This is a genomic window from Streptomyces xinghaiensis S187, assembly GCF_000220705.2.
Classification (GTDB): Bacteria; Actinomycetota; Actinomycetes; order Streptomycetales; family Streptomycetaceae; genus Streptomyces; species Streptomyces xinghaiensis.
In genome coordinates, this window is sequence record NZ_CP023202.1 from 6927731 (window position 1) to 6941254 (window position 13524).

The following is a 13524-nucleotide window of genomic DNA, read 5'->3' on the forward strand; positions in this document are numbered from 1 at the left end:
GAGGAAGTGCTGCTGTCACCCCTCGCCCGTACCGGAAGGGTTGACCGAGTCGGTGGCTATTGGTTGAGTGGCTCATCCACTGAGCCAACCCGGCTCGGGTCAACGCTCCCGGGAGGGATGCCGTGGAGGCGCTGCCTCGTCAGACCATCGTCGACGTACTGGAGGACCGGCTGCGCGAGGACATCCTCGCCGGCCGTCACCCGGTGGGCGACTACCTGCCGCCCGAGCGCGAACTGGCGCACGGCTACGGTGTCACCCGCACCACCCTCAAGCACGCCTTCGGCCGGCTGGTCCAGGCCGGGCTCCTGGAGACCCGGCACGGCGTGGGCACCCGTGTCCGCGACTACGCCCGCCTGGGCGGGGCGGACCTGCTGCCGATGCTCGTGCGGCACAGCTCCGGCTGGATCGGCGAGGTCTTCGAAGTACGGCGCGCCGTCGGCGCGTTGATCGCCGAACGCGCCGCCGTCCGGGCCACCGCGGCCCAGCGGGACGGGCTCCGTGCCCTGCTGGCGGCGGTGGCCGCGGCCGAGGGAGCGGACGCCGTGCAGCTCGCCGACGTCGAAGTGCACCGGGCCCTGGCCAGGGCGACCGGCAACCGCGTCTACGTCCTCCTCACCAACACCCTCTTCCAGGCCTACCTGCCCATCCGCTCCGCGCTGGCCGCGCCCTTCGGGGACCCGGCGGCCGCCCACGGCCGGCTGGCCCCGGTCGTCGAAGCGGTCGTGGCCGGCGACGGCGGGGCCGCCCACGCGGCGGCCGGTGAGTACCTCGCCGCCACCGAACGGATCATGCTGGCGGGAGAGGACTCATGAGCCCGCGGGAGACGCGCTTCCGCGAGACGATGCTCGGCACCGTCCGCCTCGACGGCCGCGAGCCGCCGCGGCGCATACGCCTCGACCTGCACGCCCGGGCCGGCGGCGTGCTGCGCCCCTGGGCCACTACCCGCGCCGGGCTCACCGGCCGCGTCCGGATCACCGGCCTGGCCGACGACCCGCACGCCACGGGCGAGCTGGAGATCTCCCCGCTCGCCCGCCGGCGCATCCGCTACCGCGTCCCGTTCACCGCCGGGGACCGCCGGCTGCTCCTGGACGGCTGGAAGTCGGTGACACCCGCCCACCCCCTCACCTCGATGACCCGGCTGCCGTTCACGCTGTACGAGGACGGGGCACGTGTGGGCGAGGGCGCCCTGCGCTTCCCCCTGGCCACCGGACTCCTGCCGTTCCTGGCGAGCTTCCGCTTCCCGCGCCCGGCGGACCGGCGGAACACGCAGACCCCGGACGGCCCGGAGGCGGACGGCCGCCACCTCGCCCCCCGGTGGGACGGCACCGCCGGGCGCACGGAGGTCTGGTACACCACCCTCACCGACCCGGCGACCGGCACCGGGATCTGGCTCCACCACGAACTGACCGCCCCCACCGACGGCTCCCGTCCCCGTGCGCACGGCTGGGCGGCCGCGTTCCCCCAGGACGGTCCCGTCCGGCACGCCCGCTTCGGGCCCGTACCGTGGCCCGGGCGATCACCCGCCGGCGCGACCACCGGTGCGCCGGCCGGCGGGTCCGTCCGCGAGCCGGAAGCGGAGAGCGCCGGCGGGGCCGGGCCCGGGCCCGCCCCGGACGACGGCTTCACCGCCGGCGGCGTCCTGGCCGTCCCCGGCCGGCTGGCGGGCCGGGCGGGCGGCTTCTCCTGGGATCTGGCCGAACGGCCCGAGGAGCCACCCCTGTTCACCTTTCCCCGCTGGTCCTGGCGCCGCCCCCTCCTCCCCGCGGCACAGATGCTGCCCGCCGCACGGGCCTCGTACGACGGCGTCTTCTCCTACGAGGGCCGCACCCTCGCCCTGCGCGCCGCCCCCGGCGCCTCCGCCCGCATCTACGGGCACGGCAACGCCCGCCGCTGGGCCTGGCTCCACGCGGACCTCGGGCAGGACGGCGTGCTGGAGATCGTCGCCGCCGTCTCGGCCCGCCCGGGGCTGCGCCGCCTGCCCCCGCTGGTCTTCCTGCGCCTCCGGCACGGCGGCCGCACCTGGCCCCGGCGGGCCGAGCGCTCCGCCGCGGGCTGGGCGGGCCCCGGCCGGTTCCGCGCCCGCATCGGCCTGCCCGTCTGGACGGTGACCGGCCGCGCCGGGCTCCGCCGCATCCGCGTCGAGGTCACCCAGCCGCCCGGACGCACCCTCGCGCTGGAGTACCGGGACCCGGACGGCAGCCTCTCCGTCTGCCGCAACAGCGAGACCGCCGACGCCCGCATCCTCCTGGAACGCTGGTGGGGCCACTGGCGCCCGGAGAAGGAGTGGACGCTGGCGGGCACCGCGCACGCGGAGGTGGGCGGCCGGTGAGCCTGCACGCACTCGCCGCCGCCCTTCTCGCCGACGACGGCACCGAACCCTGGACGGCGGGCGTGGGGGACCGGCTCGAAGCCGCCGTCGCGGCCATGCCCGCCCACGCCCGGCTCGGACTGCGGGCCGCCGCCGCGGCCGCCGACGGCTACGCCCTGGCCCGCACCGGGCGGCGGCTCGGCGCCCTCACCGCCGGTGAGCGCGAGACGGTGCTCGCCCCACTGGCCGCCCGCCCCGGGCTCACGGCCCTGCTCGACGTGGTGAAGATGCCCGTCATCCTGGCCGGAGGCACCGAACGGATGCTCCACCACGGGCCCGGCCCGGCGGGCCCGGCCCCGGCACCGCCCCCGCCGGACCCCCCGCTGGACTGCACCCCCGCCGCCCACTGGCCGGCCCGCGCCACCGCCGACGCCGTCGTGATCGGTTCCGGCGCCGGGGGCGCCATGGCCGCGCGGACCCTGGCACGGGCGGGGATGTCCGTCGTGGTCCTGGAGGAGGGCGAGCACCACACCACCGGCTGGTTCGCCGCCCGCCCGCCGCTGGAACGGTTCACGCGGCTGTACCGCGACGGCGGCTCCTCCTTCGCCGTGGGCGTTCCGCCGGTGCTGCTGCCGCAGGGCCGCGCGGTGGGCGGCACCACGGTGGTCAACGCGGGCACGTGCTACCGCACCCCCGACCACGTCCTGCGCCGCTGGAGCGACGGCCTCGGGTTCCGGCTCGCCGAAGGCTTCGGCCCCTTCCTGGACGAGGCCGAGCGCAGCCTGCGGGTCGCCCGCCAGCCCCTGGACGTCCTGGGAGGCAACGGCCGGCTGGCGCTCACCGGGGCGGAGCGGCTCGGCTGGCGGGCGGCACCGCTGCGCCGCAACGCGCCCGGCTGCCGGGGCTCCCGCGCGTGCGTGGCGGGCTGCCCCAGCGGTGCCAAGCAGAGCGTGCAGCTGTCCGTGCTGCCCGAGGCGTGCGCCGCGGGGGCCCGGCTCGTCACCGGCGCCCGGGTGTCGCGGATCCTGGTGAACCCCGACGCTCCCGGCGGTCCGCGCGCGGCGGGTGTACGTCTGCGGCGGCGCGGCGGCGGGGAGGCGGAGATCCTGGCACCGCTGGTGGTGGCCGCCGCCGGAGCCGTCCAGACACCGCTGCTGCTGCGGCGCTCGGGCCTGGGCGGGCATCCGCGGCTCGGCCGGAACCTCAGTGTGCACCCGGCGACGAGCGTGGCGGGACGGTTCGCGGAGGACGTCACCGCGGGCCCCGGCGTCCTGCAGAGCGTGGGCGTGGAGGAACTGCGCGGGGACGGCATCCTCATCGAGGCGACCGCCGCGCCGCCGGGCATGGGGAGCTTCGTCCTGCCGGGCGCGGGACGGGAGTTGCGGCGCGAGCTGGAGGAGAGCGGACATCTGGCGACGCTGGGCGCCATGATCGGTGACCGCCCGTCGGGACGGGTCCTGGGCCGCGAACGGGCCCTGGTCCGCTACGACCTGGACCGCCGCGACGGGGACCGGCTGATGCGTGCCGTAAGGGCGATGGGCGCGGTGCTGTTCGCGGCCGGCGCCGAGGAGGTGCTGACGGGCCTTCCGGCCGCACCCCGGGCCCGTTCTCTCGACGGGCTCGACGAGGCGCTGGCCCGCGGCGGTCCGCGGGCGCTCCATCTGTCGGCGTTCCACCCGAGCGGTACGGCCGCTGCCGGGAGCGACCCGCAGCGCTCCCCGGCGGATCACGAGGGCCGGTTGCGAGGGGTGCGGGGTGTGCTGGTCGCGGACGCGTCGGTCCTGCCGAGCTGCCCCGAGGTGAACCCGCAGCTGAGCATCATGGCGGCCGCGCTGGCCGTCACCCGGGCCTGCGTGGAGCGCGGGGGCGCGGGCGGGGCGCCGGCCGGCGGCTGAGCGGCGGACTCCGGGTGCCCGGCCTTCCCGTTCGGCCGGGGCGGCCGGGCGGCCGGGGCCGGGGTCCGCGCCCGGCCGCTTCCGGGACGGCCGGCACGGCGGGATGAGCGTTCGCCGCCTCCGCTCCGTATGGACGGGGGTGACACCGCGGCGGCGTGGTTCCGGCTCGGTCCGGACCGGCTCCCCGCTCCGGCCGCGGGCGTCACACCGGGAGACCCCGGCCACGGACGCACGGCCGGCCGCGGGCAGGCTCCCGTCTCCTGTCAGTGAAGGACCGAGAGGTGAGCATGTCGCGAGCAAGGGGCAGGAACCGAAAGTACCGGGTGATGGTCCTCGGGCTGGCGGGGGCCGCGGTGGTGGCCGGGGGAGTGGCCGTGACCGGGGCGTTCGCCGGGCAGGAGGGCGCCGCGCCGGACGGGCGGCAGGCCGCCGCCCAGGTCATCAGCTGCCCGTCGACGGACGGCCGGCTGCCGGAGATCCCCGCACAGGCCCGCGCCGAGGTCGACCGCGAACTCGCGGGCCTGGAGCAGCAGATCGCGGAGGCGAACAGCCGGCTGGCCCGCTCGCAGGGTGAGGGCGGTCCCAACTTCGTGCAGAACGCCATCCTGGGCCCCCTGGAGGACAAGCGCACCGCGGCGCTGAACCGGATCGAGACGGCCGTGGGCCGGGTGGCCGAGAAGCCCGAGGGACTGGAGACCCTGGCCCCGTGCGGCCTGTCGGCCGGGGCCGGGGCCGGTGAGCAGGGTGGCGACGGCGGCGACCAGGAGGCGCCGCCCGGCGGCGAGGAGAACGGCGTCGGCGCCGGCGTACCGGAGGAGGGGGCCTCCGGGGCGGGCGCGGCGAGCGTCGACTGCCCGGACGTGCGCTCCCAGCTCCCCGACGCCATACCGGCCGGAGCCCGGTCCCAGATCGACCGCGAACTCGCGGGCCTGGAGCAGCAGATCGCGGAGGCGAACGAACGGCTGATCCGCTCGCAGGGTGAGGGCGGTCCCAACTTCGTGCGGAACGCCATCCTGGGCCCCCTGGAGGACAAGCGCGGCGCCGTGCTGGACCGCATCGGACAGGCGATCGACCGCGAGGGCGGCGAGCGGCCCCAGGGGCTGGAGGCCCTCGGTGCCTGCGGGCTCAACGAGGCGCCGTAATACGGGAGTTCACTGTTCCGGCGGCGGTCCGAGCAAGTCGGCCCGGCCCCTTGCGGACCGGCACGGGACGGGGCGGCCGCACGAGCGCCGCCGGGGCCCGGCCCCGGCACGGCCGCTGACGGCCGCCCCGTGTCCGCCGCCCCGGGCCGGTCCCGGCGGCGGTACCGGAGCACGTCATCCCCCGGTGGGAGGGACGGCCCCGGCACGGTCCTTTCGTACCCCCGGAACGGCCCCCGGAGATCGTTTTCCGGGCGGACGCCGTGCGCGGCCGCCCCGCATAGCGTTCCCGGCATGAGGAAACCACTGGCAATTCTGATGGCCGTGACCGCGGTGCTGGGCGTCACGGGGCAGGCGGCCGCGGCACCGGAGACGGCGGGCCGGGGCACTGCCGAGGCGGGTCACCGCCCCGACACCGCGACACTCCAGCGCGACGCGGACGAACTGCTCCGCCTCGGCGCTCCCGGTGTGCTGGCCGCTCTCAGCACCCCGCGGGGCACCGTGAAGGTGCGCAGCGGATTCGGCGACACCGACGCCAGGACGCCGGTGCCCTGGAACGCGAGATTCCGTATCGGCAGTCTCACCAAGACGTTCGTGGCCGCCACCGTGCTGCAGCTCGTCGGCGAGGGCAAACTCTCCCTCGACGACACCGTCGACCACTGGCTGCCCGGTCTCGTCTCCGGCCGGGGCAACGACGGACGCGCGATCACCGTGCGGATGCTGCTGCGGCACACGAGCGGCTTGCACGACTACGTGCGTGAACTGCCCTACCTGTTCCTGGAGAAGGAGTACGGGCCCAACCGGTTCAGGACGGTTCGGCCGGAGCAGGCCGTCCGGCTGGCCATGCGCCATTCCCCCGTCTTCGCGCCCGATACCGACTGGGGCTACTCCAACACCAATTACATCCTGGCCGGGATGATCGTGGAGAAGGTCACCGGGCACAGCTGGCAGCACGAGGTCCGCACCCGTGTCATCGAACCGCTCGGGCTCCGCCACACCTACGCCCCGGACACCTTCCCGTTCATTCCCGGCCCGCACGCCGTCGGCTACCAGCGGTTCGCCGAGAAGGGCCTGGAGGCCGACCCGGCCGACCCCCGGTGGAGTGAGCCCGTCGACGTGACCGTCGGCAACCCGTCGTGGGGCGGCGCGGCCGGCGAGATGATCAGCACCACCGAGGACGGCAACCGCTTCCTGCGGGCCCTCCTGGGCGGAAAGGTGCTGCGGCCGGCCGAACTGGCCGAGATGAAGAAGACGGTCCGCGCCGGGGGGTTCGACGGCGCGTGGCCGGGCGTCCGCTACGGCCTCGGCCTGATGTGGGCCCCGACCTCGTGCGGCGGCGCCTGGCTCCACGGGGGCGACATTCCCGGCTTCAAGACGCGCAACGGCGTCACCGGGGACGGCACCCGGAGCGTCATGGTCTCGGTCAACACCCAGACCATGGTGCCGCAGCCGGGCGTGCCCGCACCGGCCGGGGACGAGGCGGCAGACCTGATCGACCACGCGCTCTGCGGCACTGGGTGACGGACCGGCCGGGTGCCGCCGTCACGGTGGTTCCCGGCTCTCCGTCCCGCACTCGGGTCGGGCCCGCCCCGGGCCCGCGGCGCCCGGGGCCGGCGCGGCTCCCGCCGCTCAGGAGCCCTCCCGGGGCGAGACGAGACCGGTGTCGTAGGCGAGGATGACCGCCTGGACGCGGCTGCGGAGGGCGAACTTGTCGAAGATCTTCCCGACGTGCGTCTTGACCGTCGTCTCGCTGAGGGACAGCCGCTGGGCGATCTCCGCGTTGGACAGCCCCTGCGCGAGGGCCCGCAGAACGTCCACCTGCCGTGCCGTCAGGATCTGCAGGCCCTGCGGCGGCGGGGGCTCGTCGCCGGGCAGCCGCGCGAAGCGGTCCAGGAGCCTGCGGGTCACCCGGGGCGACAGCACCGCCTCGCCGGCGGCCACCGTCCTGATGGCCTCCACGAGCGAGTCCGCGGGGCCGTCCTTCACCAGGAAGCCGCTCGCCCCCGCCCGCAGCGCGTCGACCACATGGGCGTCGAGGTCGAAGATGGTCAGCACGAGCACGCGGCTGCGGGCGCCGGAGCCGGTGATGAGCCGGGTCGCCCCGACTCCGTCCAGGCGGGGCATCCGGATGTCCATGAGGACGACGTCGGGCCGCAGCCTCGCGGTCTCCTCGACGGCGGCGGCACCGTCCGCGGCCTCGCCGGCCACCACGATGTCCGGCTCGGCCTCCAGGATGAGCCGGAAACCGGTGCGGATCATGGGCTGGTCGTCGACCAGCAGCACGCGGACCGGGGACGACGTCACGGGCTGCCTCCCGGCGCGAGGGCGGACGCGGGACCGGGCACGGGGATCGTCGCGTGGACGCAGAACCCCCGGCCCGGCCGCGGCCCGGTGTGCAGGGTCCCCTCCACGGCCGCGATGCGCTCGGCCATGCCGGTGAGGCCGTGTCCGGCGCCCTGCGCCGCGGGCGCGGCGAGCGGTGGTCCGCCGCCCGGCCGCCCGCCGTCGTCGCAGACACGCAGCCGCAGCAGGCGGGGAGCCTCCTGCCAGTCGACGGCGAGCCGGCACCGGGCCCGGCCGGCGTGCTTGAGTGCGTTCGTCAGGGCCTCCTGGACGACGCGGTAGGCCGTCAGCTCCGAGCCGGCCGGCAGCGGCGCGGGGGTGCCGGTGCGGCTGAAGTCGACCCGCAGCCCGGCCGCCCGCACGGCTTCCACCAGGGCGGGGATGGCCTCGGTGGAGGGCTGGGGCGGTTCGCGGCTGGGGTCCCGGTCCGCTTCGTCGTCCGTCCGCAGGACCTCCAGCAGCCGCCGCAGCTCCGTCACCGTCGCCCGGCCGGTCTCCTCCACGGTCCGGAGCAGATCCCGCGTCGTGCCGGGATCACGCTCCCGCACCCGGCCGGCAGCGATCGTCTGGACGACCATCAGGCTGACGTTGTGGGCGACGATGTCGTGCAACTCCCGTGCGATGCGAGTGCGTTCGCGGGCGAGAGCCGCCCGGGCGTTGGCCGCCTGCTCGCGTTCGACCGCCGCGGCCCGCAGCAGCGTCTCCCGCGCCGCCAGACGGCGCGCCATGAACAGCCGGCCCAGCGCCCAGGCGCCCGTCAGCAGCACGATGACGGTCACGGCGGTCGGCAGCCGGTACGCGGGCATGAACAGGGCTTCCGCCACGGCCACCGCCGGGATCAGGGCGAAACCCGCCCACGCGGCGGTACGGGGGCCGGACCTGAGCGCGGTGAGGAACACCCCGGTCGCCAGCGCCAGATGGACGAACCCGACGGACGGGCCGCCCCAGGGCCCGACCAGCGGCCGGGCGTAGTCCAGTCCCCGCAGGGCGAGCAGGGCCGCGGCGATGGTGAGCAGGACCGGCAGGGGGCGCCGGTGGTGCGCCGCCAGCGGCAGGGTGGTGAGCAGAATCAGCAGGATCCCGGCGAGCCCGGGTTCCTTCACGTACTCGGCCGGGGCGTCCTCGCGAGCGGCGAGTCCTCCGGCGGCGAACACCACGGCCAGCGCCGTGTCGAGGGCGGCGGGGGAGAGCTGGCGCCGTGCGAGCGCGTCGATGAACGCCATGGCCCGAACGTTAGCGCGCCCTTCGGCGGACTGATGGGGCCTCAGGGGTGAGCCCGCGGGCCCGCCCTCCTCCGCGGGGTGCTCATCCGAAAGGAGGAAGGGGGAGGGAGCCGGCAACACCGCGGGGACGAGCCGGCGGCCCGGGCCCCGCCGGTGCCCGCGCGGCCCGGCGGGAGGCGGAGGGCCGGAGCGGACCCCGGATCGGGGAGGGCCTGTTGCCCGGGAGGGCGTTCCCTCGCGCACGGCGGCGCGGTGTACGCCCCCGGCTTGCGGCCGTCCACGGCCGGGGCATGCCGCCGGCCGGGGCCGTGCCCGCGGAACGGCGGGCACGGCCCCGGCCGTCCGGCGTAGGTGCGCCGCGCCGGCCGCGGGACGGCCGGGTCCCCCGGCGCGGCCACCCCGTTCAGCAGGCCGGCGGCTCGGGCGGAGCGGCGGGAAGGGCCGGGCGGCGCCCGCCGGTTCCGCGTGCGGGCGCGCCGGAGAAGGGAGGGACGAGAAGATGGGGAAAACGCGGGCATTACCGCTGCCGCGGGCGGACTCCGGCCGTGCGAAAGGACCGGCGGAGCTTCCAGGATAGTCCGGGCCGGCCGAAGCCCGCCATGCGCCGGAGCATCGAAAATTTGCCCGGTTCCGGAGGTGTGGGTCGCCGTGTTCCCGCATTTCCGCCGGAATGGGCGGTGAGGCCCGCACCCGGGCGCACGGCGAGGGCCGGCCGCGTACGGACCGCCGGGGGACTACCGGGCGGTGAACGGCCGTAACGGCTCCGGGCCTTGGCGCGCCGGGGAGGAGGGAATCCCCCCGGCGGGCCCTCGCGGGACGGGCCGGCGCGGAACTCCGGGACCGCCCGGATCACCGGGGGAAGTTCACGGTTCACCGTCTTCCCGATACGACGGCCGCTGCCGCGGCGCGGCCGTCCCTCCGAAAGCCCGTCGCACCGGGCGCAATTGCCCCGGCCCGCCGGTCCGCCGCGGCGCACGCCTTTCCGGGCAAATCCGTTCCGCGGGACGCGGGCGGCCGGTGCCCCCGAATACCGCCGCCTCTTCCGTGGCTCCGCGGGGAATGGCGCCCGCGGCACGCCCGAGCCCCCGGAGCGTCCCGGCCCGGTCCGCCGGCCCACGGGGTTGACAGCGCGGGGAACCGGCACTGCCGCCGCGACCGCCGCGCCGTGTGCGTCCGCGCCGACGACCGTGCGCCCGCCCCCTCCCCGCTGACGGAGCATCACGGACCCGGCCGGCGGCGCACGGCGGCGCACGGTCCCCGGCGCGGCTCCGTGCGCCTTGTGACCGGCCGGGCACGGCTGCGCTACTCGGACCAGTCCGCCCCGGGAACCGACCCGGGACGGGAGCCCTGAACGCGTAGCGGAGAGGACCAAGGCCCATGGCCGCTGGAGGAGTTCACCGCCGTCGTCTGCCCAGCCGGATCCTGCCGGTGTGTCTCGCCCTGACGGTGGGAGGCGCCGTCGCCGTCCTGCCGTTCCCCGGAGGCGGCGTCGCCACCGCCGCCGGGGCGGGGGTGTGGGAGAAGGTCGCCCGGTGCGAGAGCGGGGGTGACTGGGACATCAACACCGGCAACGGCTACTACGGCGGGCTGCAGTTCTCGCAGAGCACCTGGGAGGCCTACGGCGGCACCGCCCACGCCCCCCGGGCCGACCTGGCCACCAGGGCCCAGCAGATCAGCGTGGCCGAGGCGGTCCTGGCCGGCCAGGGCCCGGGCGCCTGGCCGGTGTGCTCGCGGCGGGCCGGGCTGACCCGTTCCGGCGGCGGCGAGGCGGCGGCCGGAGCCGGCAGGGAGGCCGGGGCGGGCGCCGGCAGCCGCGGCGGGAACGCCCGCGAGGGCAAGAGCGGCCGGGACGGCCACCAGGCCCGGGACGGCAAGGCCGCCGGCTCCACCGCGGCTCCCCGCTCAGGCCCCACCGCCCCCGCCGCACCCGGCGGCAGCGGGTCCGGCAGCCGGCGGACCGCCTACACCGTGGCTGCGGGAGACACCCTGTCGGCCATCGCCCAGCGGCTGGGCGCCGGCGGCTGGAAGCGCCTCTACGCGGCCAACCGCCGCACCATAGGCCCCGACCCGGACCTGATCCTGCCCGGTCAGCGGCTGGTCGTCCCCGGTGGCCGGGCGAGCCGGTCGGCGGAGGCCCCGCGGCGGGAGAAGCCGGGCAAGGCGGCGCGGTCGGCCGCCCGGCGCGAGACCGCCCGCTCCGGCTCCGGAGGGGACTCCCGCCCCGGAACCCGTTCCCGTTCCGGCGCCCGGAAGCCGGGCGGCAGCCAGTGGGCGCCCCCGGTCGGCGCTCCCGTCAGCACGCCCTACGGGGCCCGGGGCCGGTGGTGGTCGAGCGGCCGTCACACGGGCGTGGACTACGCGGTCCCGGCCGGCACCCCGGTCCGTGCGGCGGCCGCGGGGGTCGTGGTGTCGGCGGGGTGGAGCGGCGCGTACGGCCGCGAAGTCGTCATCCGGCACGCCAACGGCCTCTACACGCAGTACGCGCACCTCGCCTCCACGGCCGTGCACCGCGGCCGGCACGTCCGGGTGGGCGAGCTGATCGCCCACTCCGGCTCCAGCGGCAACACCACCGGCCCGCACCTGCACTTCGAGGTGCGGACCAGCCCCTCCTACGGTTCGGACACCGACCCGCTGGGCCCGCTGCGCTCCGGCGGAACGGGCTGAGCGGGGCACGCGGACTCCCGGGAGGCGGCCGTCCGCGCGCTGCGGCCGCCTCCCGGGGCTTCCCGCTCCGTGCCCCGGCGACCGGACCCGGCCGGGGTCTCCCGTGCTTCCGTCCCGGAGTACCCGCCGCCCGGGGCGCGCGGTACGGGCCCCGCACGGGTGTGAGGGTGTCCGGCCGGCGACCGGGGGCACACGGTGTTCACCACATCTTCAGGGGAGGCACCATGCTGGGTATCGCAGCGGCGGTTCTGTTCTTCATCGCGTTTCTCATCAACGCCGCGGATCTCTCGACGAACGACGTCTTCTCGTCCACGAATCTCATGCTGCTCGGACTGGGCCTGCTCGCCCTGCACGTGGCGGGCATCGGAAGCGGCCTGAGCCGGGGCGGCCGCAGACGCTGACGCCGGGCGCGGACGCCGGGCAGGCCGTGAAGGCGGCCGTCCCGGCATCCGCGCCCGCGTGCCGTGGTCACCGCGGTGTGTAGATCACGCCGAGCTTGTCGATCTCGTCGCCCGCCCGTCCGGTGAAGCCGCTGATCTGCCAGCCGGCGGGCGCGGTGAACGTGGCGGAGTCCGATGTGGCGGCGCCGGCGGACAGGCTGCGGCCGGCGTCGGTGGTGAAGGCGGCGGAGAAGATCCGGGTGCGGCCGTCCTTGCGGCCGCGGGACAGCGTCACCGAGGTGAGGTGCTCCCCCTCGGCCAGGGTGAGGGAGGCGGCGGTGCCGCCGGTGCCGCCGTGGGCGAGGACCGTGCCGTCGTCGAGGGCGAGGGCGACGGAGTCCAGACGGGCGCCGCCGCGCAGGGTGAGGGTACGGACCCGGGGCGCGGCGGGGAGCGCGCCGGCGTCGTTGAAGGCGGTGCCGTGCGGGCCGCCGAAGAGGTCGCCGGCGCGGCGGTCGGCGGGCAGCGACCAGCCGAAGGCGGCGCTGTGCGGGTAGTGGTCGGAGAGATGCCCGCCCTCGGCGTCGAGGAACCGCCGCCAGGCGTTGCCGTACCCGGTGGCGGTCAGGTTCACCAGCGGGCCGGAACGGTAGAGGATCTTGTCGACGACTTCACAGGTGTCGGTGGGCGCCGCCTTGTCGCAGACCAGTGCCGGGCTGCCGGGGGCGGGCGCGGCACCGTCGCGCACCAGCTCCACCCAGGCGTCGGTGAGGCCGTTGGCCTCCGTCAGGGTGCGGATGGTGTCGCCGGTGCGGGTGTAGCGGGTGTTGGTGTCACCCATGACGATGACGGCGTTGCCGGCGGAGTGCGTGCGGATGAAGTCCGACAACTGCCGGATGTTGGCCCGGCGCGCGGCGAGGGCGGGCTCGGTGACGTCGGCGTTGGTGTGGACGTTGTAGAGGTCCACGTGGACCCCTTCGGCGAGCCGGACCCGGGCGAGGGAGAAGCCCTTCGGGGTGAGGCAGTCGGTGCCGGTGCAGTCCTTCCAGCGGACCCGCTCGAAGTCCTGGAAGGGGTGACCGGAGAGGGTGTTGAGACCGTCCCCGAGGCCGGCACCGCCGCTGGTGGGGGTGCGGTGGGGATGGGTGTCATGGGCGTAGAGGGCGGCGTGGTGGTTGAAGTCCTCCTGGACGTTCACGAGATCGTAGGGCGCCAGCCGCTGCCCGATCAGCGGGGTGTTGGCCGCCGGGTCGCTGTCGCTCAGCCCGAGCGGCAACCCGGCGATGTTGTAGGTGAGGACGGAGAAGGAGCCGCCGGCCGGGGCGGCGCCGGGGACCGCGGACGGGCCGGCCGCCGCGGCGGGGGCGGGTCCGGGGACGGCGAGGCCGGTCAGGGCGATCACACCGGCGGCGAGGGTGCCGAGCAGTCTGCGCATGAGGGGGAGACCCTCCCGTGGGGTGGTGGGGCCGGGCGGGGACGGAGGATCACCTTCCACGCCAACTCGCCCCGGCACAAGAGGGGGTGACCGGCCGGGTCCGCGGCAGGGGCGGCTCGCCGCCTCCGCGCCCGGGC

The 13524-nt window shown here is 76.6% G+C and carries 10 protein-coding genes; 7 read left to right on the forward strand and 3 right to left on the reverse strand.

All coding sequences use genetic code 11. The features are described from left to right. Nucleotides 1-122: 122 nt before the first annotated feature. The 5 genes from SXIN_RS29700 to SXIN_RS29720 all read left to right on the forward strand — a co-directional run bounded on the left by SXIN_RS29700 (nt 123) and on the right by SXIN_RS29720 (nt 6863). On the forward strand, nt 123-812 hold the full coding sequence (locus SXIN_RS29700) for a FadR/GntR family transcriptional regulator (RefSeq protein WP_043466867.1): 690 nt from the start codon (nt 123-125) through the stop codon (nt 810-812). After that, the gene (locus SXIN_RS29705) at nt 809-2329 is read left to right on the forward strand and encodes a hypothetical protein (RefSeq protein ID WP_095757819.1); all 1521 of its coding nucleotides are present in this window, start codon (nt 809-811) and stop codon (nt 2327-2329) included. The genes SXIN_RS29700 and SXIN_RS29705 overlap by 4 nt, the downstream gene beginning before the upstream one ends. Further along, nucleotides 2326-4203, forward strand: a complete 1878-nt coding sequence (locus SXIN_RS29710) for a GMC family oxidoreductase (protein WP_095758260.1) — start codon at nt 2326-2328, stop codon at nt 4201-4203. Before SXIN_RS29705 ends, SXIN_RS29710 begins: the two co-directional genes overlap by 4 nt. Before the next feature lie 287 nt (nt 4204-4490). After that, nucleotides 4491-5345 (forward strand): hypothetical protein, encoded by an 855-nt coding sequence (locus SXIN_RS29715; protein ID WP_039820666.1) that lies wholly within the window; start codon nt 4491-4493, stop codon nt 5343-5345. Nucleotides 5346-5636: 291 nt separating this feature from the next. Continuing rightward, on the forward strand, nt 5637-6863 hold the full coding sequence (locus SXIN_RS29720) for a serine hydrolase domain-containing protein (RefSeq protein WP_050930714.1): 1227 nt from the start codon (nt 5637-5639) through the stop codon (nt 6861-6863). Between the two features lie 108 nt (nt 6864-6971). Here SXIN_RS29720 and SXIN_RS29725 read toward each other — a convergent pair whose 3' ends face one another. After that, nucleotides 6972-7646, reverse strand: coding sequence for a response regulator (locus SXIN_RS29725; protein WP_019707890.1), 675 nt, complete (start codon nt 7644-7646; stop codon nt 6972-6974). Continuing rightward, a complete protein-coding gene (locus SXIN_RS29730) occupies nt 7643-8908 on the reverse strand; it encodes a sensor histidine kinase (RefSeq protein WP_095757820.1) in 1266 nt (421 codons plus the stop codon). Before SXIN_RS29730 ends, SXIN_RS29725 begins: the two co-directional genes overlap by 4 nt. A gap of 1377 nt (nt 8909-10285) precedes the next feature. On the opposite strand from SXIN_RS29730, the gene SXIN_RS29740 reads away from it, so the two are divergent. Together SXIN_RS29740 and SXIN_RS31675 are read left to right on the forward strand one after the other, a co-directional pair. Then, complete coding sequence (locus SXIN_RS29740) at nt 10286-11572, forward strand: transglycosylase family protein (RefSeq protein ID WP_095757821.1); 1287 nt, start codon at nt 10286-10288, stop codon at nt 11570-11572. Nucleotides 11573-11796: 224 nt separating this feature from the next. Then, a complete protein-coding gene (locus SXIN_RS31675; protein WP_019707889.1) occupies nt 11797-11973 on the forward strand; it encodes a hypothetical protein in 177 nt (58 codons plus the stop codon). 67 nt (nt 11974-12040) lie between these two features. Here SXIN_RS31675 and SXIN_RS29750 read toward each other — a convergent pair whose 3' ends face one another. Next, the gene (locus tag SXIN_RS29750; protein ID WP_019707888.1) at nt 12041-13387 is read right to left on the reverse strand and encodes a jacalin-like lectin; all 1347 of its coding nucleotides are present in this window, start codon (nt 13385-13387) and stop codon (nt 12041-12043) included. Between the last annotated feature and the right edge of the window lie 137 nt (nt 13388-13524).